This is a genomic window from Pantoea sp. X-Soil-YNGN-844 (assembly GCF_059730595.1).
In genome coordinates, this window is sequence record NZ_AP036007.1 from 3,285,619 (window position 1) to 3,308,353 (window position 22,735).

General features: G+C 56.7%; 22 protein-coding genes. 7 read left to right on the forward strand and 15 right to left on the reverse strand.

The genetic code is table 11. The annotated features are described in order from the left end of the window. The first annotated feature begins 42 nt into the window (after positions 1-42). Positions 43-1,083 carry an NADP(H)-dependent aldo-keto reductase gene (locus AC6I8C_RS15200; RefSeq protein ID WP_497822950.1) on the forward strand — a complete coding sequence of 347 codons (1,041 nt, stop codon included), beginning with the start codon at positions 43-45 and terminating at the stop codon, positions 1,081-1,083. A 39-nt stretch (positions 1,084-1,122) separates the two neighbouring features. Here AC6I8C_RS15200 and AC6I8C_RS15205 read toward each other — a convergent pair whose 3' ends face one another. Beyond that, positions 1,123-1,572, reverse strand: coding sequence for a GNAT family N-acetyltransferase (locus AC6I8C_RS15205; protein ID WP_497822951.1), 450 nt, complete (start codon positions 1,570-1,572; stop codon positions 1,123-1,125). Positions 1,573-1,575: 3 nt separating this feature from the next. Then, positions 1,576-2,832 (reverse strand): diaminopimelate decarboxylase, encoded by a 1,257-nt coding sequence (lysA, locus tag AC6I8C_RS15210; RefSeq protein ID WP_497822952.1) that lies wholly within the window; start codon positions 2,830-2,832, stop codon positions 1,576-1,578. A gap of 102 nt (positions 2,833-2,934) precedes the next feature. On the opposite strand from lysA, the gene AC6I8C_RS15215 reads away from it, so the two are divergent. Then, positions 2,935-3,855, forward strand: coding sequence for a LysR family transcriptional regulator (locus tag AC6I8C_RS15215; protein ID WP_497822953.1), 921 nt, complete (start codon positions 2,935-2,937; stop codon positions 3,853-3,855). On the opposite strand, the gene AC6I8C_RS15220 is transcribed toward AC6I8C_RS15215, so the two are convergent. Beyond that, positions 3,852-5,015 (reverse strand): MFS transporter, encoded by a 1,164-nt coding sequence (locus AC6I8C_RS15220; protein WP_033783996.1) that lies wholly within the window; start codon positions 5,013-5,015, stop codon positions 3,852-3,854. The two genes, AC6I8C_RS15215 and AC6I8C_RS15220, sit on opposite strands and share 4 nt — an antisense overlap. A gap of 360 nt (positions 5,016-5,375) precedes the next feature. Between AC6I8C_RS15220 and AC6I8C_RS15225 the strand changes: the two genes are divergently transcribed. Continuing rightward, positions 5,376-6,002 carry a serine protease gene (locus AC6I8C_RS15225; RefSeq protein WP_497822954.1) on the forward strand — a complete coding sequence of 209 codons (627 nt, stop codon included), beginning with the start codon at positions 5,376-5,378 and terminating at the stop codon, positions 6,000-6,002. Here the strand turns inward: AC6I8C_RS15225 and AC6I8C_RS15230 are convergent. From AC6I8C_RS15230 to xerD, 6 genes are all read right to left on the reverse strand, one after another. Further along, complete coding sequence (locus AC6I8C_RS15230) at positions 5,999-6,493, reverse strand: cupin domain-containing protein (RefSeq protein ID WP_497822955.1); 495 nt, start codon at positions 6,491-6,493, stop codon at positions 5,999-6,001. The genes AC6I8C_RS15225 and AC6I8C_RS15230 overlap by 4 nt on opposite strands. A 123-nt stretch (positions 6,494-6,616) precedes the next feature. Beyond that, entirely contained in the window at positions 6,617-8,137 is a 1,521-nt protein-coding gene (gene lysS / locus AC6I8C_RS15235) for a lysine--tRNA ligase (protein ID WP_135907749.1), read from the reverse strand. Positions 8,138-8,139: 2 nt separating this feature from the next. Next, a protein-coding gene (gene prfB / locus AC6I8C_RS15240; protein WP_098052461.1) for a peptide chain release factor 2 occupies positions 8,140-9,238 on the reverse strand; the annotation gives its coding sequence in 2 pieces (ribosomal slippage) (positions 8,140-9,162 and positions 9,164-9,238; 1,098 coding nt in all). A 218-nt stretch (positions 9,239-9,456) separates the two neighbouring features. Continuing rightward, positions 9,457-11,193 carry a single-stranded-DNA-specific exonuclease RecJ gene (recJ, locus tag AC6I8C_RS15245; RefSeq protein WP_497822956.1) on the reverse strand — a complete coding sequence of 579 codons (1,737 nt, stop codon included), beginning with the start codon at positions 11,191-11,193 and terminating at the stop codon, positions 9,457-9,459. 3 nt (positions 11,194-11,196) lie between these two features. Then, positions 11,197-11,910 (reverse strand): bifunctional protein-disulfide isomerase/oxidoreductase DsbC, encoded by a 714-nt coding sequence (gene dsbC, locus AC6I8C_RS15250; RefSeq protein WP_013358933.1) that lies wholly within the window; start codon positions 11,908-11,910, stop codon positions 11,197-11,199. A 22-nt stretch (positions 11,911-11,932) separates the two neighbouring features. Further along, a complete protein-coding gene (xerD, locus tag AC6I8C_RS15255; RefSeq protein WP_260060046.1) occupies positions 11,933-12,826 on the reverse strand; it encodes a site-specific tyrosine recombinase XerD in 894 nt (297 codons plus the stop codon). 102 nt (positions 12,827-12,928) lie between these two features. On the opposite strand from xerD, the gene fldB reads away from it, so the two are divergent. Then, positions 12,929-13,447 (forward strand): flavodoxin FldB, encoded by a 519-nt coding sequence (gene fldB, locus AC6I8C_RS15260; RefSeq protein WP_135907746.1) that lies wholly within the window; start codon positions 12,929-12,931, stop codon positions 13,445-13,447. 71 nt (positions 13,448-13,518) lie between these two features. On the opposite strand, the gene AC6I8C_RS15265 is transcribed toward fldB, so the two are convergent. Further along, positions 13,519-13,929 (reverse strand): protein YgfX, encoded by a 411-nt coding sequence (locus AC6I8C_RS15265; protein WP_497822957.1) that lies wholly within the window; start codon positions 13,927-13,929, stop codon positions 13,519-13,521. Beyond that, complete coding sequence (sdhE, locus tag AC6I8C_RS15270) at positions 13,904-14,170, reverse strand: FAD assembly factor SdhE (RefSeq protein ID WP_013358937.1); 267 nt, start codon at positions 14,168-14,170, stop codon at positions 13,904-13,906. The genes AC6I8C_RS15265 and sdhE overlap by 26 nt, the downstream gene beginning before the upstream one ends. 226 nt (positions 14,171-14,396) lie before the next feature. On the opposite strand from sdhE, the gene ygfZ reads away from it, so the two are divergent. Continuing rightward, on the forward strand, positions 14,397-15,383 hold the full coding sequence (ygfZ, locus tag AC6I8C_RS15275; protein WP_497822958.1) for a tRNA-modifying protein YgfZ: 987 nt from the start codon (positions 14,397-14,399) through the stop codon (positions 15,381-15,383). Between the two features lie 51 nt (positions 15,384-15,434). Here ygfZ and trhA read toward each other — a convergent pair whose 3' ends face one another. Continuing rightward, positions 15,435-16,100, reverse strand: coding sequence for a PAQR family membrane homeostasis protein TrhA (gene trhA, locus AC6I8C_RS15280; RefSeq protein ID WP_497822959.1), 666 nt, complete (start codon positions 16,098-16,100; stop codon positions 15,435-15,437). Between the two features lie 168 nt (positions 16,101-16,268). Between trhA and AC6I8C_RS15285 the strand changes: the two genes are divergently transcribed. Both AC6I8C_RS15285 and AC6I8C_RS15290 read left to right on the forward strand, forming a co-directional pair. Then, positions 16,269-16,988: a MurR/RpiR family transcriptional regulator gene (locus AC6I8C_RS15285; RefSeq protein ID WP_497822960.1), complete on the forward strand. Its 720-nt coding sequence runs from the start codon at positions 16,269-16,271 to the stop codon at positions 16,986-16,988. 115 nt (positions 16,989-17,103) lie between these two features. Next, positions 17,104-18,543 carry a 6-phospho-beta-glucosidase gene (locus AC6I8C_RS15290; RefSeq protein WP_497822961.1) on the forward strand — a complete coding sequence of 480 codons (1,440 nt, stop codon included), beginning with the start codon at positions 17,104-17,106 and terminating at the stop codon, positions 18,541-18,543. 18 nt (positions 18,544-18,561) lie between these two features. Here the strand turns inward: AC6I8C_RS15290 and AC6I8C_RS15295 are convergent, their stop codons facing one another. The 3 genes from AC6I8C_RS15295 to gcvH form a co-directional block, all read right to left on the reverse strand. Beyond that, a complete protein-coding gene (locus AC6I8C_RS15295; RefSeq protein WP_497822962.1) occupies positions 18,562-19,305 on the reverse strand; it encodes an SDR family oxidoreductase in 744 nt (247 codons plus the stop codon). Between the two features lie 66 nt (positions 19,306-19,371). After that, positions 19,372-22,245: an aminomethyl-transferring glycine dehydrogenase gene (gcvP, locus tag AC6I8C_RS15300; protein ID WP_497822963.1), complete on the reverse strand. Its 2,874-nt coding sequence runs from the start codon at positions 22,243-22,245 to the stop codon at positions 19,372-19,374. A gap of 80 nt (positions 22,246-22,325) precedes the next feature. Continuing rightward, on the reverse strand, positions 22,326-22,712 hold the full coding sequence (gene gcvH / locus AC6I8C_RS15305; protein WP_033733675.1) for a glycine cleavage system protein GcvH: 387 nt from the start codon (positions 22,710-22,712) through the stop codon (positions 22,326-22,328). Positions 22,713-22,735: the final 23 nt, after the last annotated feature.

The window sequence follows — 22,735 nt, forward strand, 5'->3', positions numbered from 1 at the left end:
TGAGGACACAACATTCCATTCCATAAAAAAAGGAAGCTGGCAATGCACTATCATCGTATTCCCCACAGCACGCTGGAAGTGAGTCAGCTGGGGTTGGGCACTATGACGTTTGGCGAACAGAACAGCGAAGCCGACGCCCATGCTCAGCTGGATTTGGCTATCCATTCCGGCATCAACTTTATTGATACCGCTGAAATGTATCCGGTGCCACCGCGCCCGGAAACTCAGGGTCTGACCGAACAATACATTGGCAGCTGGCTTAAACAGCGCGGCAGCCGCGACAAAATCATTCTGGCCAGTAAAGTGGCGGGTCCGTCACGCGGCAATGATGCGTCGATTCGCCCGGATATGGCCCTGGACCGTAAAAACATCCGCGCCGCACTTGATGCCAGCCTGAAACGTCTGAACACCGACTACCTTGATCTTTACCAGCTGCACTGGCCTCAGCGCCAGACCAACTATTTTGGCAAGCTGGGCTATCAGTACAGCGAGACCACGGCGCAGGTGACGCTGCTGGAGACGCTGGAAGCGCTGACCGAGCAGGTGCGCGCCGGTAAGATTCGTTATATTGGCGTGTCGAACGAAACCGCGTGGGGCGTGATGCGCTACCTGCAGCTGGCCGAGAAGCATGAACTGCCGCGCATTATCAGCATTCAGAATCCTTACAGCCTGCTGAACCGCAGCTTTGAAGTGGGTCTGGCCGAAATCAGCCAGCATGAAGGCGTCGAGCTGCTGGCGTATTCCAGCCTGGCGTTTGGTACGCTGAGCGGCAAATATCTGAACGGTGCGCAGCCTGCGGGCGCACGTAACACGCTGTTCAGCCGCTTTACCCGCTATAGCGGCGAGCAGTCTCAGAAGGCGATTGCCGAATATGTGGCGTTAGCGCAACAGCATCAGATTGACCCGTCGCAGATGGCGCTGGCCTATGTGCGTCAGCAGCCGTTTGTGGCCAGCACGCTGCTGGGCGCCACGACGCTTGAGCAGCTGCAGATTAATATCGACAGTTTCAATCTGACTTTAAATGCAGAGATTCTGGAAGGTATTGAGGCAATCCACCGCCGTTACACCTATCCTGCGCCATAAGTACTCTGTTGCCAGCTGCCGCAGGGCGGCTGGCCTCTCTCACAGGTCACGATAATAGAGTTTCACCGGCTTATCGGGATACTCCAGCGCCTCTCCCTGCGGCAGCCAGCCAGACCGTTCGTAATATCCCCCAAACGTTGACCATAACCACAACCGTGGATAGCCGCGAGCCTGTGCATAAGCAATAACATGCTGCTGCAGCGCCTCACTGACACCTTTGCCGCGCGCCGACTCATCCACATAGAGCGCCGCCAGCCACGGATAGAGATCCTGACGGCTGATCAGATCGCAGCGCCAGAATCCCACCGTGCCGATTGCCCTGCCCGCCTCTACGGCGACAAAGGTGACCGGAAAATCAGCGCCGGTCAGGCTGCTGTTTACCACACTGGCGAAGAACGCCCGGCTGCTGGCCTCGCCAAAAGCGCACCACTGCCAGTCGGTAATCTGATCGGCAAATTGCGGCACATCGCTGAGCGGGACGATTTTCATGAGTTAATCGATTTCCAGCGCCAGCATTGACTCAATCGTCTGCGCGCGACGGATTTCGCGCGGCTGGCCCTGCTCAAACAGCACTTCCGGGATCAGCGGACGGCTGTTGTAGTTTGAGGACATAGAGGCACCGTAAGCGCCGGTGTCATGGAACACCAGATAATCGCCCACTTTTGCTGCCGGCATCGCGCGCGGTTCGACCATGCCGCCCTCCAGCTGGGTAAAGACATCGCCCGATTCGCACAGCGGACCCGCGACCACCGTGTCGATGGTCTGCTGCTCATCAATCGCCCGCTCATCGCCCGCCATCAGCGAGATATGGTGATAGCTGCCATACATTGAGGGGCGCATCAGGTCACTGAAACCGGCATCGACCAGTACGAAGTGACGGCTGCCCATCGACTTTACTGCCCGCACCTGCGACACCAGCACGCCCGCTTCGGCCACCAGGAAACGGCCCGGCTCGATCTCCAGTTTAACCGCATGACCGAGATGCTGAGCAATGCGCTGCCGGGCTGCGTCCCACAGGCCGAAATAGTGCCCGGTATCGATCGCCTCTTCGCCATAGCGATAAGGGATAGAAAGCCCGCCACCCGCTGAGATTGCCGTCAGATCCTGACCCGACGCCATCACCAGTTCGACCATCGCTTCACAGACCTGCTGCAGATGCGAATAATCGACGCCTGAGCCGATATGCATGTGGATGCCCACCAGCTTCAGGCCGTGCTGTTTAATGGCCGCCAGCGCCTCGTCTAAATCGTCGTGCCAGATACCGTGCTTGCTGTTTTCGCCGCCGGTATTGGTTTTCTGGCTATGGCCGTGACCGAAGCCAGGATTCACCCGCAGCCACACCGCATGTCCCGGTGACACCGCGCCGAGCTGATGCAGCATATCAATCGAACCGGCATTGACCGGCACTTTCAACGCGGTAACCCGTGCCAGCGTTGGCTGATCGAACAGATCCGCGGTAAAGACGATCTCATCACCGCCAGGCTGATAACCGGCTGCCAGCGCACGTTCGATCTCACCCAACGATACCGAATCCACTTTCACCCCCGCTGCGCGCATCAGGCGCAGGATATGAATATTTGAGCAGGCTTTCTGCGCAAAACGCACCACATCAAACGCCTGCAGCTGAGCAATACGCGCCTGAATAATCTGGGCATCATAAGCCCAGAATGGTCCGGCATAACGGCGTGCCAGCGGCAGCAGATTAGCGGCGTTGAGGGCGGTATCGGTACTCTGTAATGAACGTGGCATAGCAATTCTCCTGTGGCGATAACTGCATTAAGCCAGAATCATTCCATAGCGAAAAATATCTGTTTTAATAGCATCTATTCAGAATGGATATAGGAAGGCGGCATGGCAAACATTAACTGGCGGCATATCGAAATTTTTCATGCGGTGATGACCAGCGGTAACCTGACCCAGGCAGCTACGCTGCTGCATACCTCACAGCCGACCGTAAGCCGGGAGCTGGCGCGACTGGAGCAGCAGCTGGGATTAGCGCTCTTCGGGCGGGTGCGTGGTCGCCTGCAGCCGACGGTGCAGGGGTTACGTCTTTTTGAAGAGGTGCAGCGCTCCTGGTATGGGCTGGATCGCATCATGGAAGCGGCAGAAGGGTTGCGTCAGTTTCGTCAGGGTGAGCTGTCGATCGCCTGCCTGCCGGTTTTTTCGCAGTCGCTGCTGCCACCGCTGTGTCAGCCGTTTTTAATGCGCTACCCGGATGTGAGCCTGAATGTGATTCCGCAGGAGTCGCCGCTGCTGGAGGAGTGGCTGTCAGCTCAGCGCTACGATATTGGCTTAACCGAAACCCAGCACGCGCCGGCCGGGACTGACCGCCTCGCCCTGCTGACCTGTGATGAAGTATGCGTGTTGCCACAGTATCATCCTCTGAGTCAGCGTGCAGAACTGACACCGCACGACTTTGCGGGCGAACAGTATGTCAGCCTGTCGCGCAACGACGGCTATCGTCAGCTGCTGGATGCGCTGTTTCAGGAGCAGGGCGTCGAACGGCGGCTGGTGATGGAGACGCACAGCGCCGCGTCGGTGTGCGCGATGGTCAGAGCGGGCGTGGGGGTCTCGATTGTGAATCCGCTGACGGCGCTGGATTACGCCGACAGCGGTGTGGTGATGCGAAAATTCAGCGTGGCGGTGCCGTTTACCGTCAGCCTGGTGAGGCCACAACACCGCCCCGCGTCAGCGCTGGTCGATGCCTTTGTCAGCCATCTGCAGCAGCAGGTGGCTGACTTTCCGGCACGTATTGCCGCCCGCCTGGCTTAAGCGCGAACTCTGGCGGCTGCGCTGCCCGATTTACGGAAGGTGATCAGGCAGATCAGCAGGCCGATAGCGGCCAGCGCAGCTGCCGCAACCGGCACCGCCGTCAGGCCAAAACCACGGCCAATGACCGCCCCGCCGACCCAGGCCCCCAGCGCATTACCGACGTTAAACGCGGAAATGTTCAGGGTTGAGACCAGGTTCGGTGCCTCTTTGCCGTGACGGACCACGTTGATCTGCAGGCCCGGTACCGTGGCAAAGGTCGCCATTGCCCACAGGAACAGGGTGAGCTCCGCCAGCCACAGCGCATGGCTGGTCCAGCTGAACAGCAGCGAGAAGATGGCGATCAGAGAAAAGCTGAGGATCAGACTGAAGGAGACTTTCCAGTCGGCCAGTTTGCCGCCAAGAATGTTACCCACCGTCAGGCCCGCGCCAATCAGGAACAGCGTCCAGCTGACACCCCGATCGCTGATGCCCGTTACCTCTAACAGCAGCGGCGCAATGTAGCTAAATAGCGCAAACATCGCGGCGGCAAAGAACACCGTCATCAGCAGCGAGAGCCAGAGCTTCCCGTTGGCCAGCGCACCGATCTCACTCGCCAGATGAACCGGCTTTTCCTCTTTATTGTTCGGCAGACTCACGATCAGGGCGATAAACGCCAGCACGCCGATCACCGCTACGCCCCAGAACGTGGCGCGCCAGCCAAACATCTGTCCGAAGCTGGTGCCCAGCGGAACGCCCAGCACGTTAGCTAAGGTCAATCCGGTAAACATCAGCGCCACAGCGGAAGCCTGACGACCGGCCGGCACCAGGCTGGCGGCAACCACCGCGCCAATACCAAAGAAAGCACCATGACAGAGCGCGGTGACGATTCGCGCCAGCATCAGCAAGTTGTAGTTATATGCCAGCGCACAGAGCAGGTTGCCGACAATAAAGATCACCATCAGCAGGATCAGCGTTTTTTTGCGCGGCAGTCTGGCGGTAAGCAGTGCCATAATCGGCGCTCCAATCGCCACGCCCAGCGCATAGCCACTGATCAGCCAGCCCGCCGACGGAATCGACACCTGAAGGTCACGTGCCACCTCCGGCAGCAATCCCATAATGACAAATTCAGTGGTTCCGATGGCGAACGCACTCAACGCCAGCGCCATTAATGCTACAGGCATAACACTCTCCCGGTTTTATTTGCAGGTGAACCGCGCAGACGCGCCGCCCCTCGACGCTTGTTAGAATTTGATCTGCGTCACGTTGAGTATTACAGCACAGCGCTGATTTGCGACATAGCCTGTGTGCAGCAAAGGATTATTGCCGCCGCCGCAATAATCCTGCCGCGTTATCGTAAAAATCCTTTGTCTGTAGCCTGCAGGCCAGGCCAGTACAGCCCCAATCCCCTCGGTCAGGTTGTCATTTTGCGTTAACCGGTTACGCTTTTTAATGCGGAATTAATTAATAAATCTTTAACGTTGCCGATATACCCCTAATCAATTGCCAGGTGATGTAATCAACTTCTGACGCAGGGAGAGAGAATGCAACGACTCATAGCCTTAATGGTGTTTGGCTTAACCGGCTGCTCGGTGGGTCATTATGAGTACAGTAAAGAGGCTGAAAAACGGGTTGATATGACCGTCACCGGCATTCCCACCGTGCTGGGCTTTGGTACGCTCGGTACCACTATCCCGCTGACGCCGGAGTACAGCCTGACCGCCGCGCACGTGGCGAAGTTTTCGCTTTACCGCGTCAAAGCCTGGCATCCGCAATGCGATCTGGCGGTGGTCTACCATAAAAACAACGAAATGAACCTGCCACCCAGCTTCCGCAACAGTCATATCGGCGACCAGGTGAATCTCTACGGCTACAGTTTCATTTCGGCCATGCCGGTCAGCTCCAGCGGACAAAACCTGATTAATACCACGCTGGCAAACCGCTGGAACAAGCCGGACTGCGTCGTCGTGGCGGCGAATGCAGGTGTGGTGAAAGGGATGTCGGGCGGCGCAGTCTATAACGCGTCAGACGACACGCTGGCAGGTGTGATTATCGGCTACAGCAATGACATCAACGACAATGCCAGCGGTAAAACACTCTATAAGAATGTTGCGCTCTATGTGCCCTATTCACGGTTCCAGACCTGGCTGGATCAGGCGATAAAATCTTAAGATTTTTTGTCGGGCAAACCGGGATGGTTGCTCATAGGATGTTCGGGCGGATTCAGCCATCTGTCTTTACGGGTTGCTTCGTAATCCGGGTTAAGAGGATAAGTAATAAGATTTTCAGGCTTGCTGGTCTCCCCTATCACTAAGAAGCGTGCCTCGTGCTCGCTGTTATTGATAAAGGTGTGGCAAATGCCCGTGCCCGCCGGAAAGGCCACTGCATCGCCCGGCGACAGTGGATAAAGCTCGCCGTTAATCCAGGCGTCAGGATGTCCTTCAAGCACAAAAATGAACTCTTCTTCCGCGCTCTCCGCGTGGGGATAAGACAAGCGGCGTCCGGGCAACAGCCTTTCATGGTGAATGCCAAGGCGGGTTAATCCCAGCAATCTCCCCAGTGGCGCACCAATCGACATGCGCTCATCGCTGTCGGCATAGTGTTCGTTATCTTCGCCTTCCAGCGCCTGCCAGTGGCGAATACAGTCGGGACGTTGCGTCATGATGATGGCTCCAGGTTGAGACATTCAGCCTGGCAGAGGAAGCGGCATGACTCAAGCATGGCGAGGCGAACAGCAGATATAAAAAAGGCCGGGATGCCCGGCCTTTTCTGAGAACAGTCAGACTTACTTGCTGCCTGGGCGCAGTGCCGGGAACAGAATGACATCGCGGATAGTGTGGCTGTTAGTAAACAGCATCACCATACGGTCAATACCGATGCCCAGACCCGCGGTTGGCGGCAGACCGTGTTCCAGTGCGGTGACATAGTCTTCGTCGTAGAACATCGCTTCGTCATCACCCGCATCTTTGGCATTCACCTGCTGCAGGAAACGTTCAGCCTGATCTTCTGCATCGTTCAGCTCGGAGAAACCATTACCGATTTCACGGCCGCCAATGAAGAACTCAAAGCGATCGGTGATTTCCGGGTTCTCGTCATTACGGCGGGCCAGCGGCGAGACTTCAGCCGGATATTCGGTAATGAAGGTTGGCTGAATCAGATGCGCCTCTGCCGTCTCTTCAAAGATCTCGGTTACGACACGGCCCAGACCCCAGCTCTTCTCCACTTTGATATGCAGGGATTGTGCAATCGCCACTGCTTTATCGAAGTCTTCCAGATCGGCCAGATCCGTTTCCGGACGGTATTTCTTGATCGCTTCACGCATGGTCAGTTTTTCAAACGGCTTACCGAAATCAAACTCCTGCTCGCCGTAAGGCACGATCGTGCTGCCCAGCACATCCTGCGCCAGCGTACGGAACAGGCTTTCGGTCAGCTCGATCAGATCTTTGTAATCCGCATAAGCCATATAGAGTTCCATCATGGTGAACTCTGGATTATGACGTGGCGAAATACCTTCGTTACGGAAGTTACGGTTGATCTCGAATACGCGATCGAAGCCGCCCACCACCAGACGCTTCAGGTAGAGCTCTGGCGCAATACGCAGATACATGTCGATATCCAGCGCATTGTGATGGGTGATAAACGGACGCGCAGAGGCACCGCCCGGGATCACCTGCATCATCGGGGTTTCCACTTCCATAAAGTCGCGGCCCACCATGAACTGGCGAATACCGGCCATGATCTGCGAACGAATTTTGAAGGTGTTGCGAGACTCTTCGTTGGCGATCAGATCAAGGTAACGCTGACGGTAGCGCGTTTCCTGATCGGCCAGGCCGTGAAATTTGTCCGGCAGCGGGCGCAGGGCTTTGGTCAGCAGACGCAGTTCTGAACAGTGAATCGACAATTCGCCGGTCTTGGTTCTGAACAGTTTGCCACGCGCGCCCAGGATATCGCCGAGGTCCCATTTCTTAAACTGCTCGTTGTAGATGCCTTCCGCCAGGTCGTCACGTGAGACGTAAAGCTGAATCCGGCCGCCCACATCCTGCAGGGTGACGAAGGAGGCTTTACCCATGATACGACGAGTCATCATGCGTCCAGCAACGCTGACTTCGATACCTAACTCTTCCAGCTCTTCGTTGCTCTTCTCGCCATAGCTTTCCAGCAGCTGGTTCGAAAGGCTGTCACGACGGAAATCGTTAGGAAACGCCAGACCGTTGGCACGCAGCGCGCTCAGCTTTTCGCGGCGCGTTTTCAGTTCGTTATTTAACTCAACGGCGGCATCAGCGCTCTGCGGTTGTTGTTCAGACATGTCTATAACCCTGCTTTTAAACTAGCTTCAATGAAACGATCCAGATCGCCGTCCAGCACCGCCTGGGTGTTACGCGTCTCTACGCCGGTGCGCAGATCTTTGATGCGTGCATCATCGAGAACGTAAGAACGGATCTGACTTCCCCAGCCAATGTCGGACTTGTTGTCCTCCAGCGCCTGTTTCTCAGCATTTTTCTTTTGCATCTCAAGCTCGTACAGCTTCGCTTTCATCTGCTTCATCGCCTGATCTTTGTTCTTGTGCTGAGAACGGTCATTCTGACACTGGGTGACGGTACCGGTTGGAATATGGGTAATACGCACCGCAGATTCGGTCCGGTTAACGTGCTGACCGCCCGCTCCCGATGCACGATAGACGTCAATGCGCAGATCGGCCGGGTTAATGTCGATATCAATATCGTCATCCACTTCCGGATAGATAAAGGCTGAGCTGAAGGAGGTGTGACGACGGCCGCCGGAGTCGAATGGGCTCTTACGCACCAGGCGATGCACGCCCGTTTCGGTGCGCAACCAGCCAAAAGCGTAGTCGCCTGACACGCGAATGGTCACAGACTTGATGCCCGCAACTTCACCTTCAGACTCTTCGATAATTTCGGTTTTGAAGCCTTTTGCTTCGGCCCAACGCAGATACATACGCATCAGCATGCTGGCCCAGTCCTGCGCTTCGGTGCCGCCGGAACCCGCCTGCAGGTCGATGTAGCAGTCGGCGCTGTCATATTCGCCGGAGAACATGCGGCGGAATTCCAGTTCGCCCAGCTTGCCCTCAAGCACATCCAGCTCGGCAACGGCTTCGTTGAAGGTCTCTTCGTCTTCCGCTTCTACGGCCAGCTCAAGCAGACCCTGCACATCTTCCAGGCCCTGCGACATCTGTTCCAGCGTCTGCACGATGGCTTCCAGCGAGGAGCGCTCTTTGCCCAGCGCCTGAGCACGCTCAGGTTCGTTCCAGACATCGGGCTGTTCCAGCTCGGCGTTTACTTCTTCGAGGCGTTCTTTCTTGGCATCGTAGTCAAAGATACCCCCGAAGAACGTCGCTGCGCTCACTGAGGTCCTGAATACGGTTTTTGACCGGGTTGATTTCAAACATGGCTTTAGCGTCTTTCTTATGTTCGATGGGACAGGAAAATTAACGTACAAGTTTACCCGAAACTGGCGGCAGATTGTAGCGCTGAGACAGCGGGCGGATGCCGGGGTTGCGTGAGAGGTCGCATTTACGTGGCATCCCCGCGCGCGGCAGGTTAACGCCGGGGATAATCAGGCTGTCGCGCCTCTGTCGTGGCCGGAGACGCGCGTGACCTGTTTAACTCAGTTCAGCGGCCAGATATGGTCAATGATCAGCTGCACTGAGCGGTTACCGCGATACTCATTAATATCCAGCTTATACGCCAGTTCGACCTGACGAATACTGCTGTCGGGCCACAGCGTAGTATCGACATTAAAGGCGATACCATCGATCAGCGGTCCACCGTCCAGCGGCTCGACCATCACTTTCAGATGCCGCTCGCCCACCAGCCGCTGTTGCAGCAGCTTAAATTTGCCGTCAAAAGCGGGTTCCGGGAACGCCTGGCCCCAGGGGCCCGCTTCGCGCAGCATCTCAGCGGTCTGCAGCGAAAACTCCTGCGGCTGCAACGCGCCATCGGACCAGATGATGCCCTGCAGGGATTCGCCATCCAGCCACTCACCGACCAGGTCGGCAAAGCGCTGACGAAACTCCTCGTAGCGTGCGGTTTCCAGCGATAAACCGGCCGCCATGGCATGCCCGCCGAACTTCAGCATCAGGCCGGGATTCAGCGTGTCCAGACGCTCTAGCGCGTCGCGCAGATGCAGACCGGCAATCGAACGGCCCGAACCTTTCAGCGTGCCGTCGCCGGCCGGCGCAAAGGCAATGACCGGACGATGGAAACGCTCTTTCAGACGAGAGGCGAGAATGCCCACCACGCCCTGATGCCATTCGGGATGATAAAAGGCCAGTCCCAGCGGCAGATCGCTCTGTTCACGCTCCAGCGCCTGACACAGCGCCAGCGCTTCGCTCTGCATGCCCTGCTCTATCTCTTTGCGCGTCTGGTTCAGCGCATCCAGTTCACTGGCCAGCATGCGCGCCTGGCTGAGATCGTCGGTCATTAGCAGCGCTACGCCCACCGACATATCGTCGAGGCGGCCTGCGGCGTTGAGCCGCGGCCCCAGCGCGAAACCGAGATCGCTGGCCGCCAGCTGACGCGCATCGCGATTCGCAATCTCCAGCAGCGCCCGAATGCCTGGCCGACATTTTCCGGCCCGGATACGGCTGAGCCCCTGCCACACCAGAATGCGGTTATTAACGTCGAGCGGCACCACATCGGCTACCGTGCCGAGCGCCACCAGATCCAGCATTTCTGCCAGATTCGGTTCAGCACGGGTAGCGCCAAACCAGCCCTGGGTACGCAGATGGGCGCGCAGCGCCAGCATCAGATAGAACGCAACGCCCACGCCCGCCAGCGCGCGTGAGGGAAAGTTGCAGTCCGGCAAATTGGGATTCACGATCGCTTCAGCGGCCGGTAAGGTTTCGCCCGGCAGATGGTGATCGGTGATCAGCACCGGAATACCGTGCTGATGTGCGCACTCCACACCGGCATGAGAAGAGATGCCGTTATCGACCGTCAGGATCATCGCGGCACCGCGCGCGCGCGCCTGCTCAACCACTTCCGGACTGAGGCCATAACCATCTTCAAAGCGGTTAGGCACCAGATACTGCACGTTACCGCCACCCATGCTGCGCAGCGCCATCACCGTCAGCGCAGTACTCGTTGCGCCATCGGCATCAAAGTCGCCCACTACCATAATGCGACGCCCATCCAGCAGCGCCTCATGCAGCAGCGCCACGGCGCTTTCAATCCCGCTTAAGGACTGATACGGCAGCAGGTTTTTCGCACCGCGCTCCAGTTCCGCGGCGTCGCACACGCCGCGTTGCAGATAGAGTCGTTTCAGCAGCGGCGGCAGCGTAGCCGGCAGCGCATCGTCAACCGTCACCTCCCGGCGACGCAGTTCCACTTCCTGTTTTAACACCGATTAACCACCACGCTTCTGATTGTCCAGCACCTGCTTCAGCTCCTGCGGCGACTGATAACCCGGGATCATCATGCCGGTGTCGGTCAGCATCGCGGGCGTGCCCTGAATGCCGAACAGCACGCCCAGTTTGTAGTGCTGAGCAATATCGATTTTGCAGCTGTCCGGCGCGGCCATCTTCGGCGCATTACCTTTCATCGCTTCATCGAACGCTTTATTGCGATCAGCGCTGCACCAGATCGCTTTCATCGCTGGTTCGATCTGACCATTCAGCCCTTCTCGCGGAAACGCCAGGTAGCGCACGGTGATGCCCAGCGCATTGTAGTCCGCCATCTGCTCGTGCAGCTTGTGACAGTAGCCACAGGTGATGTCGGTGAAGACCGTGATCACATGCTGCTCTTTTGGCGCTTTGTAGACGATCATTTCCGGCACCAGCGCCTCGACTTTTTTGTCCAGCAGCTGGTTGGTGACGTTGACCGGCTGTTTGCCGCTGACATCATAGAGCGGGCCCTGAATCATATGTTTGCCGTCATCGGTCACGTAGAGCACGCCGCTTTCCGACAGCACGGTTTTAAATCCCGGTAGCGGTGACGGGCTGATCTCCGTCTGGTTCAGACCGAGCTTTTTAAGGGATTGCTGAATGGCGCTGTCATCGGCCTGTGCCAGACCGGAAAAGGCGCTGGCTAACAGGGCCAGCATGGCAAAATGCTTGTTCATTTTTATCCTTTATGGCCGCGAATCAGGCTCGCGGATGGTGTTGTTGATGTAACTGACGCAGGCGCTCAGTGGCGACGTGCGTATAAATCTGGGTGGTGGAGAGATCGCTATGTCCCAGCAGCATCTGTACGACACGCAGATCCGCGCCGTGGTTCAGCAGATGGGTCGCAAAGGCGTGACGCATCACATGCGGCGATAACTTTTCGCTATCAATGCCCGCCAGCGTGGCGTAGTGCTTGATGCGATGCCAGAAGGTCTGGCGCGTCATCTGCTGTGCCCGATTACTGGGAAACATCACGTCCAGCGTCTGACCGTTGAGCAGCCATGGGCGACCATGTTCCATATATTGCTCCAGCCAGTAAACCGCTTCTTCACCTAACGGCACCAGCCGCTCTTTATCGCCTTTACCGATAACCCGCACGACGCCCTGTCGCAGGCTGATGTCGCTGAGCGTCAGTCCAGTCAGTTCAGAGACGCGCAGGCCGGTGGCATAGAGCACCTCCAGCATCGCCTTGTCGCGCAACTCCAGCGGGATGTTGGTATCCGGTGCCTGCAACAGCCGCTCAACCTGGGCTTCACTGAGATCTTTCGGCAGACGCTGCGGCAGTTTTGGCGCGGACAGCAGCGCGCTGGGATCGTCCGGGCGCAGCTTTTCGCGATAAAGATACTGGAACAGACGACGCATCGCGCTGAGCAGCCGCGCTGAGCTGGTCGCCTTGTAGCCGCCCTCCAGCCGTTCGGCCAGGAACTGCTGCAGATCCAGCGGCGTCACGCTGAGCAGCGTCAGCTGGTGATGCGTCAGCCAGCCGGTCAGCGTCTGAAGATCCTGACGATAAGAGGAGAGAGTATTCTGCGCCAGATTGCGTTCAATCCAGAGCGCATCAAGAAACTGTTCTGTCAGATCGCTGTCCTGCACGTTATCTCCGCCGTCTGGTGTAAAATCATGCTCATTATGCCTGATTCAGCGGTGCTTCTGGTACAATTGCGCCAAAGTCAGTATTTACAGAGTGTTATCTGCATGAAAATCGGTCTTTTTTACGGTTCCAGTACCTGTTACACCGAAATCGTAGCGGAAAAAATTCGCGATTTTATTGGCGAAGAGTTAGTGACGCTGCATAACGTCAAAGATGACGATCCGCGCCTGATGGAGCAGTACGACTTGCTGATCATGGGCATCCCGACATGGGATTTCGGTGAGTTGCAGGAGGACTGGGAAGCCATCTGGACGCAGCTGCCCGCGCTGAATCTGCACAACAAGATTGTCGCGCTCTATGGCATGGGCGATCAGATTGGCTATGGCGAGTGGTTTTTAGATGCGCTCGGCATGCTGCACGAGTTGCTGCAGCCGATGGGCGTGCGCTTTGTCGGCTACTGGCCACTTGAAGGCTATGAATTTACCAGCCCGAAACCGCTGAGTGCCGATGGCGCGCAGTTTGTGGGTCTGGCGCTGGATGATGTGAATCAGTTTGAGGTCACCGATGAGCGTGTTGAGCAGTGGTGTGAACAGGTGTTAACCGAAACCGCCGCACTGCTCTGACCGGTCAGGCGCGCTGGTTTGCTGTTGTTGAACCCATGCGCCAGCAGACGATGATTGCCGGCCCGTTGCCGTTAATGCCGCGCCTTACTAAAGCAGCTGGCGCGTAACGCCCGCCATTCGTCCGGCTGCATATTGTCCTGCATCAGCCACCAGCGCAGCATAGCCCCCTGTTCGCTCTTCGCTACCAGCAGTACGCCAATCGGTAACCACCGCAGCGGCTGGGTGGGCCGCCAGCGTTTTCCCTGCCAGATCCAGCAATGAACGCTTTCCCGCTGCAATGTGCCGTGTCGCCGAATCAATCGCCGGTAACAACGCCAGCCTTCAGCCAGTATCAGCAGAATAACCGGCGTTTTAATCAGCCAGCCGCCCACAGGCAGCGTCATCAGCATTACACCAGGAACGGCAGCCACCAGCCAGGCGCACAGACATCCGCGCGCCAGGCGAGAGGGTCGCAGCTTACATTGCCACCGGGCCGCGATCATGGTTACGCTGCTGGATCAGTTTTACCATCCGTTTAAGCTCCGGATCGGCTGGCTCGCCATGATTCATGAGCCAGTTAAACAGATCGGGATCGTCACTCTTCAGCAGGGCAACAAAGACCTGCTTATCCGTGTCGTTCAGCGTGTCATACTCAAATTTGAAGAACGGCATAATCGCCACATCCAGTTCCAGCATGCCGCGACGGCAGGCCCACTGAATACGTGATTTATCATTAATATCCATGCGTCAATTTCCACAATTCACAACGTGGCCGCTAGTGTAACCTGGTTTACTGCGGCTCGCAGGCGCAGCGTCACAGGCTGTGCAACCTGCCGCATTTAAGATTATCTGTTTTCAGGGTTATCACGCCTTTTGTGCGCCGTTTTCCGTAAACAGGTTGCATTGCCAGTCGGCTCTTTTAACATTGAAGACAACATTCCGGATGAACCTTCTTACACAGGATATCTCCATGCCCACTTTTACTTTACCGCCGCGCCAGCCTGCCGCGTCGTCTCGTCTGCCGCTAACCCTGATGTCACTGGATAGCTGGGCGCTGGTTTCCATTACCGGTGCCGACAGCACCGCTTACCTGCAGGGTCAGTTAACGCTGGATGTCGCGGCGCTGGATGCAGACCACCATTCGCCCGCCGCACACTGCGATGCTAAAGGCAAAATGTGGAGCAATATGCGCCTGTTCCATCGCGGCGAAGGCTATGCCTATTTGATCCGCCGTGAACTGCGCGACACCCAGTTGACCGAGTTAAAGAAATACGCCGTGTTTTCGAAAGTGACGATGGCGGCTGACGATGAGTCCGTTCTGCTGGGCGTTGCCGGTTTTCAGGCGCGCGCTGCGCTGGCGAATCTGTTTGATAGCCTGCCCGACAGCGAGAAACCGGTCGTGCAGCAGGGAGAAACGACGCTGCTGTGGTTCGCCCATCCGGCCGAGCGCTTTCTGATTGTCACCTCACTGGCTATGGCTGAGACGCTGAAGAAGAAGCTCAACGATGATGCACAGTTCAATGACAGTCAGCAGTGGCTGGCGCTGGAGATTGAAGCGGGCATTCCGGTGATCGATCCGGCCACCAGCGTGCAGTTTATTCCGCAGGCCACTAACCTGCAGGCGCTGGATGCCATCAGCTTTAAAAAGGGCTGCTATGCCGGTCAGGAGATGGTCGCGAGGGCGAAATATCGCGGTGCCAATAAACGCGCGCTTTACTGGCTGGCGGGTCAGGCCAGTCATCTGCCGGAAGCCAATGCCCCGCTGGAGTTGCAGATGGGTGATCGCTGGCGTCGGACCGGCAGCGTGCTGGCTGCGGTGCAGTTAGATGACGGCATCAGCTGGATTCAGGTGGTGCTGAATAACGATCTGGAGCCGGATAGCGTGCTGCGGGTTGAAGGTGATGAAGGCGGCCATCTGACCATTCAGCCGCTGCCCTACTCACTGGATGAGAGCTGATTCCGCCAAATGGCCCTTCCGTTAAGGGAAGGGCCAGTGCTGCAATTCAGATCAGCGCACATAAAAGTAGATAGCGCAGAAGTGGCAGAGACTGCCGCCCAGCACGAACAAATGCCAGATGGCATGGTTATAGGGAATGCGGCGCGCCACGTAGAAGATCACGCCCAGCGAATAGATAATTCCGCCTGCGGCCAGCAACCAGATGCAGCCCGCAGGCAGGATCATCGCCAGCTGATAAACCACAATCAGCGACAGCCACCCCATACAAAGATAGGTCACCAGCGACAGCGCTTTGAAGCGATGCGCAATCGTGAGCTTGAACAGAATACCCGCCAGTGCCAGCCCCCAGATGACCGCCATTAATCCATACGCCAGCGGCGTTCTCAGCCCGACCAGCAGAAACGGCGTATAGGTGCCGGCAATCAGCAGATAAATAGCGCAGTGATCCAGCTTTTTCAGCCAGGGTCTGGCCGGTCCATCCGGCACCGCATGATAGAGTGTCGAGGCCAGAAACAGCAGGATCATGCTGCCGCCATAGAGGCTGTAGCTGGCAAAGGTCAGGGCGTCCGCCTGATGTTCGATGGCCTGATAGAGCATCAGCACCAGTCCGACGATGCCGAACAGACAGCCCAGACCATGACTGATACTGTTGGCAATTTCTTCGCCGAACCACTCGTCCGCGGCGTGTCGTTGTTTATGCGAAAGTGTGGGGGTCATAAGTGTGTCCTGAACAGCGTAATCGCAGTGATAATATTCTCCAGACGGGATGATAACGATTTCAGTGTACACCTGTACGCTAAAATTATCTGATGAATTTCACTATCCGTTAAACCGGTTGCTGAATCTGGTAAACTGACTGCCGGTCAACTGTTCAATGAGTCATCCATGTTTTCGCATCGCGATCTTGCCCGCCTTAACGATCTGGAAATGCAGGTCTATCAGTTCATCATTAAGCACCGTGAAGGCGTCAGCTATATGACGATCCGCGAACTGGCTGAGCAGGCTGGTGTCTCCACCACCACCGTGCTGCGCTTCTGCCGCAAGATGGACTGCGAAGGCTGGTCAGAATTCCGTATCCGCCTGCGCTTGAGTGAACAACAGAGTGCGCCGCTGCTCAACACGGCAGGCGTCAGCGAAATGCTGAGCTTTTTTAAAAGTATTAATAACCCGGAATTTGAACAGCTCATCGTCCAGGCCGCGCAGAAAATTAATCAGGCTGAGCGGGTCTTCTTTATTGGCGTCGGCACCTCCGGCAGCCTGGCAAAATATGGCGCGCGTTTTTTCTCAAACCTCGGTAAATTCAGTCATGCGATTGACGATCCCTATTATCCGGTTGCACCCGATCTCTATGAAAATGCTATTGCCATTATTTTATCGGTCTCAGGCGAAACCGAAGAGATCCTGCGCATTGCCAGCCAGTTTAGTCTGAATAAGTGCAAAATCATCGCGATAACCAATACGGAAAGCTGTTCGCTGGCGAAAATTGGTGACTTCAACCTCTGCTATCACGTGCCGATTATCCGCATGGCGGACAATACCGATATTACGACGCAGGTGCCAGTGACCTATATTATTGAAGCTATAGGCCGTCAGCTGGGGAAATAAAACAACCTGTTTTTGAGATGTAACAAACGCCATTACTGGCGCGCTGTTATATCGTGACTTTGATTATTGCTTTGTTACACTCAGCGCAATTTCAATATTCGCAATGGGGTGAAGCATGAGTGCAGAATTGCAGTTACCAAAAGGCTTTCTTTGGGGCGGTGCAGTGGCCGCGCATCAGGTTGAAGGCGGCTGGGATCAGGGTGGCAAAGGCGTCAGTATTGCTGACGTGCTGACCGGCGGTTCGCATGGCGTTGACCGGGTGATCACCGACGGCGTGCAGCCTGGCCATTTCTACCCGAACCACAAAGGCGTGGAGTTTTACTCCCACTACAAACAGGATGTCGCGCTGTTTGCCGAGATGGGCTTCAAATGCTTCCGCACCTCCATTGCCTGGACCCGCATCTTCCCCAACGGAGATGAACAACAGCCTAACGAAGCGGGCCTGCAATTCTATGACGATCTGTTTGATGAACTGCTGAAGTATGGCATTGAACCGGTCATTACCCTTTCGCACTTCGAAATGCCCTATCACCTGGTCAAAGAGTATGGCGGCTGGCATAACCGTAAAGTGGTCGACTTCTTTGTGCGCTTCAGCGAAGTGGTGCTGAAGCGCTATAAGTACAAAGTGAAATACTGGATGACCTTTAACGAGATCAACAACCAGCGCAACTGGCAGTATCCGCTGTTTGGTTACTGCTGTTCAGGCGTGATCTTCACCGAACACGAGAAGCCTGAAGAGGCAATGTATCAGGTGATGCACCACCAGTTTGTTGCCAGCGCCAGAGTGGTCAAACTCGGCCACGATATCAATCCAGACTTTCAGATTGGCTGTATGATTGCCATGGTCCCGGTCTACCCGTTCTCCTGTCATCCGGACGATGTGGTGCTGGCGCAGGAGTCGATGCATCAGCGCTATGTGTTCAGTGACGTGCAGATGCGCGGTTACTATCCGGCGTACACCCTGAAAGAGTGGGCGCGCAAAGGGTATGACATCCAGATGGAAGCGGACGATGCCGAGACACTGCGTCAGGGCTGCGCCGACTATGTCGGCTTCAGCTACTACATGAGCAACGCCGTGAAGACCGATGCCAGCGGTGTTGACGACCCGATTACCGGCTTTGAAGGTGTGGTGAAAAACCCGCATGTGAAAGCGTCAGACTGGGGCTGGCAGATCGACCCGGTGGGCCTGCGCTATGCCATGAACGAGATGTACGAGCGTTACCAGAAGCCGCTGTTCATTGTAGAGAACGGCTTTGGTGCTATCGATAAGCCCAATGCCGACGGGCTGATTGAAGATGATTACCGTATCGACTATCTGCGTGCGCACATCGAAGAGATGAAGAAAGCCGTGACATATGATGGCGTCGAATTAATGGGCTATACGCCGTGGGGCTGCCTGGATTGCGTTTCGTTTACCACCGGCCAGTACGACAAGCGTTACGGCTTTATTCATGTGAATAAAAACGATGATGGCAGCGGCGACTTTTCTCGTTCGAAGAAGAAGAGCTTTAGCTGGTATCAGCAGGTTATCGCCAGCAACGGCGAAAACCTCTGATTCATTACTGAAGCCCTGTTAACGCCCACCGGCAGCGTCAATGATGCTGCCGGTGACGTAAGAGGCCGCGTCGCTGGCCAGCCAGACGATCGCTTCCGCCACCTCTTCTGCCTCACCGCCGCGTCCCATCGGGATAATGCTGGCAAGCCGATCCACCCTGCCTGGCTCGCCGCCATCGGCATGCATCTCTGTATAAATGAATCCCGGACGTACGCCGTTGACCCGAATCCCCTGATGCGCCACTTCCAGCGACAAACCTTTGGTCAGTGTATCCATTGCCCCTTTTGAGGCGGCGTAATCGACATATTCACCAGGCGCACCGATACGCGACGCGGCCGACGAGACGTTTACGATCGCACCGCCCTGACCGCCGTGATAGGTACCCATCCGCTTAACCGCCTCACGACAGCAGAGAAAGGTCCCGATAACGTTGGTGGCAAAGACCTTATGCAGGCGCGCCGCATCCAGCTGCTCGGTGCGGCACTGCTGAAACAGAATCCCGGCGTTGTTTACCAGCAACGCCAGCGGCACAGGCTGCTGGTCGAGTTGCGCAAACATCGCCATCACCTGAGCTTCATCACTGATATCTGCCTGAACCGCAAAGGCTTCACCGCCCTGCTGCTGGATCTGCGCCACCAGCTGTTGCGCCTCCGCCTCGCGCTGACGATAGTTCACCGCAATCCGATAACCCCGGGCGGCCAGTAACAGTGACGTGGCCCGTCCGATACCGCGGCTGCCCCCCGTAACCAGTGCCAGTTTCATGCTGATTCTCCAGAAAAAAGGGCCGACGAATCGACCCTTAAACGTTAATGCTTACCTGCGGGAAGCTTATTGATAGTCGCTCATCGGCACGCAGGAGCAGAACAGATTACGGTCGCCAAACACATCATCCAGACGTTTTACCGTCGGCCAGTATTTGTTGTGGCTGCCCGCCGGGAAGACGGCCAGTTCGCGACTGTAAGGATGTGACCACTCGCTGACGATTTCCAGCTGGGTATGTGGCGCATTCACCAGTGGATTGTCGTCCAGCGGCCATTCACCTGCCGTAACCCGGTCAATTTCCATGCGGATCGCCAGCATCGCGTCGATAAAGCGATCCAGTTCGATTTTGCTCTCTGACTCGGTCGGCTCCACCATCAACGTGCCTGCCACAGGGAAAGACATGGTCGGTGCGTGGAATCCGTAATCAATGAGGCGCTTAGCGATATCCAGCTCACTGATTCCGGTCTGCTCTTTCAGCGGGCGGATATCGAGAATACACTCATGCGCCACACGCCCGTCACGGCCGGTGTAAAGCACCGGATAGGCGGACTGCAGGCGGCTGGCAATATAGTTAGCATTCAGAATGGCGACTGAACTGGCCTGCTTTAGCCCTTCCGCGCCCATCATGCGAATGTACATCCAGCTGATCGGCAGAATCGAGGCGCTGCCAAACGGCGCTGCGGAGACCGCGCCCTGCTGCGTCAGTACACCGTCGATCTGCACCACGCTGTGCCCCGGAACAAACGGCGCCAGATGCGCTTTCACGCCAATCGGTCCCATACCCGGACCGCCGCCGCCGTGTGGAATGCAGAAGGTTTTATGCAGATTGAGGTGCGAGACATCCGCGCCGATATAGCCCGGCGTGGTGATGCCGACCTGCGCATTCATGTTCGCGCCATCCAGATATACCTGGCCGCCGTACTGATGCACAATCTGGCACACCTCACGGATGGTCTCTTCGTAAACGCCGTGGGTGGACGGATACGTCACCATGATGCATGAGAGCTTATTGCCCGCCTGCGCCGCTTTTTCACGCAGGTCGCCAAGGTCGATGTTGCCCTGTTTATCGCAGGCCACCACCACCACGTCCATGCCCGCCATCTGGGCGGATGCCGGGTTCGTACCGTGCGCCGAGCTCGGGATCAGGCAGAGGTGACGATCGCCCTCGCCGCGGCTTTCGTGATAGCGGCGGATCGCCAGCAGTCCGGCATATTCACCCTGCGCGCCGGAGTTCGGCTGCATACAGAGTGCGTCATAGCCGGTGAGCTGCACCAGCCACTGTGAAAGCTGGCCGATCATCTGCAGATAGCCGATAGCCTGTTCAGCCGGACAGAACGGATGCAGCTCCGCAAATTCCGGCCAGGTGATCGGGATCATTTCGGCGGCGGCATTCAGCTTCATGGTGCAGGAACCGAGCGGGATCATCGCCTGATTCAGCGCCAGATCCTTTTTCTCCAGGCTGTGCATGTAACGCATCATCTCGGTTTCGCTGTGATGACGGTTGAACACCGGATGGGTCAGGATTTCGCTGTGGCGTTGCAGGCCAGCCGGAATCGCGTGACTTTCACTGGCCACTTCGCTGTCGAGCTTTTCCAGATCCTGGCCGTGCTCATCACCCAGCAGAATAGCGAACAGCGCCAGAATATCGTCGCGGCTGGTGGTTTCATCCAGCGTGATGCCAACGGCGTTATGGATGTCGCTGCGCAGGTTAACGCCAAAGCTCAGGGCGCGGTTCAGCACGGCGGCTTTATCCGCCACTTCCACCGTCAGCGTATCGAACCAGTGCTGATGGCGCAGCTTCAGGCCGCCCTGTTGCAGTCCGGCTGCCAGAATATTCGTGAAGCGGTGAATGCGTAAGGCAATGCGTTTCAGACCGGCCGGGCCGTGGAACACCGCGTAGAGACCGGCGATGTTGGCCAGCAGCACCTGAGAAGTACAGATGTTGGAGTTGGCCTTTTCACGGCGGATATGTTGTTCACGGGTCTGCATCGCCATACGCAGCGCCGTATTGCCCGCGGCATCACGTGACACACCGATGATGCGGCCTGGCATGGAGCGTTTATGCTCATCGCGGCTGGCGAAGAAGGCGGCATGCGGGCCGCCGTAACCCATCGGCACGCCGAAGCGCTGAGCGGAACCAAAGACGATGTCTGCGCCCTGCTTGCCCGGCGCTTCCAGTAACACCAGCGACATAAAGTCTGCCGCCATGCTGACCACGACATTACGAGCTTTCAGACCGGCAATCAGCGCGCTGTAATCGTGCGCTTCACCGGTGGTGCCCACCTGTTGCAGCAGTACACCAAAAAGATCGTCGTGATCGGATGCCTTGTCGTCGCTATCAATGATCAATTCGAAGCCGAACGTCTCCGCACGGGTACGAACCACATCCAGCGTCTGCGGATGAATATCGTCGGCAATAAAGAATTTATTGGCGTTTTTGAGCTTGCTGACGCGCTTTGCCATCGCCATTGCTTCGGCAGCAGCAGTGGCTTCATCCAGCAGTGAGGCAGACGCGATATCCATGCCGGTGAGATCCAGCGTCAGCTGCTGGAAGTTCAGCAGCGCTTCCAGACGGCCTTGTGAAACTTCAGGCTGATACGGCGTATAGGCGGTGTACCAGCCCGGATTCTCCAGCATGTTACGCAGGATGACCGGCGGGGTGATGACCGCGCTGTATCCCATACCTATCCAGGATTTGTACCGCAGATTCTGGCTGGCAATGGCTTTCAGTTCGGCCAGCGCCTGCTGTTCCGTGGCGGCTTCGCCCACCGCGGGCGGGCCTGGCAGCTGAATGTCTGCCGGCACAATCGTGCTGATTAACGCGTCCAGCGAACGGGCACCAATCGCGTCAAGCATCTGCGCCTGCTGCTCAGGTGAAGGACCAATATGGCGCTCGATGAATGCACCGTTGTGTTCAAGCTGGCTGAGAGTCTGAGTCATTAGCAGTAAATCCTGAATCGGGCTGGGGGAACCGGAGAGCAAACAGAAATCTGCGGCCTCTGCACGAGGCCGCCTGACGACTACTCGTCGATGGAAGCTTTATAAGCATCCGCATCCAGCAGCGTGTCGATTTCAGATGCGTCGCTGGCTTTGATTTTAAATAACCAGCCGCCGTCATAAGGCTCGCTGTTGACCTGCTCCGGTGAGTCGGTCAGCGCTTCGTTGACCGCCACAATCTCACCGCTGATCGGCGCATAGATGTCTGAAGCCGCTTTAACGGATTCAGCAACCGCGCACTCTTCACCGGCAGCAAACGTCGCGCCCACTTCAGGCAGATCAACAAATACCATGTCGCCCAGTAACTCCTGCGCATGTTCCGTAATCCCCACCGTGTAGCTGCCATCGGCTTCTTTGCGCACCCATTCGTGGCTGTCGCGGTACTTCAACGTATTCGGCACATTGCTCATTGGCCATTTCTCCTGAATAAAAT

Bases quoted from the DNA above. Each gene is read 5' to 3' on its own strand.
- AC6I8C_RS15220 (WP_033783996.1), bottom strand. From the start codon at position 5,015: ATGCCTGTAGCATTAATGGCGCTGGCGTTGAGTGCGTTCGCCATCGGA.
- AC6I8C_RS15200 (WP_497822950.1), top strand. From the start codon at position 43: ATGCACTATCATCGTATTCCCCACAGCACGCTGGAAGTGAGTCAGCTG.
- fldB (WP_135907746.1), top strand. From the start codon at position 12,929: ATGAAAATCGGTCTTTTTTACGGTTCCAGTACCTGTTACACCGAAATC.
- AC6I8C_RS15285 (WP_497822960.1), top strand. From the start codon at position 16,269: ATGTTTTCGCATCGCGATCTTGCCCGCCTTAACGATCTGGAAATGCAG.
- lysS (WP_135907749.1), bottom strand. From the start codon at position 8,137: ATGTCTGAACAACAACCGCAGAGCGCTGATGCCGCCGTTGAGTTAAAT.
- gcvH (WP_033733675.1), bottom strand. From the start codon at position 22,712: ATGAGCAATGTGCCGAATACGTTGAAGTACCGCGACAGCCACGAATGG.
- AC6I8C_RS15215 (WP_497822953.1), top strand. From the start codon at position 2,935: ATGGCAAACATTAACTGGCGGCATATCGAAATTTTTCATGCGGTGATG.
- AC6I8C_RS15290 (WP_497822961.1), top strand. From the start codon at position 17,104: ATGAGTGCAGAATTGCAGTTACCAAAAGGCTTTCTTTGGGGCGGTGCA.
- ygfZ (WP_497822958.1), top strand. From the start codon at position 14,397: ATGCCCACTTTTACTTTACCGCCGCGCCAGCCTGCCGCGTCGTCTCGT.
- AC6I8C_RS15265 (WP_497822957.1), bottom strand. From the start codon at position 13,929: ATGATCGCGGCCCGGTGGCAATGTAAGCTGCGACCCTCTCGCCTGGCG.
- sdhE (WP_013358937.1), bottom strand. From the start codon at position 14,170: ATGGATATTAATGATAAATCACGTATTCAGTGGGCCTGCCGTCGCGGC.
- AC6I8C_RS15205 (WP_497822951.1), bottom strand. From the start codon at position 1,572: ATGAAAATCGTCCCGCTCAGCGATGTGCCGCAATTTGCCGATCAGATT.
- gcvP (WP_497822963.1), bottom strand. From the start codon at position 22,245: ATGACTCAGACTCTCAGCCAGCTTGAACACAACGGTGCATTCATCGAG.
- AC6I8C_RS15230 (WP_497822955.1), bottom strand. From the start codon at position 6,493: ATGACGCAACGTCCCGACTGTATTCGCCACTGGCAGGCGCTGGAAGGC.
- trhA (WP_497822959.1), bottom strand. From the start codon at position 16,100: ATGACCCCCACACTTTCGCATAAACAACGACACGCCGCGGACGAGTGG.
- AC6I8C_RS15225 (WP_497822954.1), top strand. From the start codon at position 5,376: ATGCAACGACTCATAGCCTTAATGGTGTTTGGCTTAACCGGCTGCTCG.
- dsbC (WP_013358933.1), bottom strand. From the start codon at position 11,910: ATGAACAAGCATTTTGCCATGCTGGCCCTGTTAGCCAGCGCCTTTTCC.
- lysA (WP_497822952.1), bottom strand. From the start codon at position 2,832: ATGCCACGTTCATTACAGAGTACCGATACCGCCCTCAACGCCGCTAAT.
- AC6I8C_RS15295 (WP_497822962.1), bottom strand. From the start codon at position 19,305: ATGAAACTGGCACTGGTTACGGGGGGCAGCCGCGGTATCGGACGGGCC.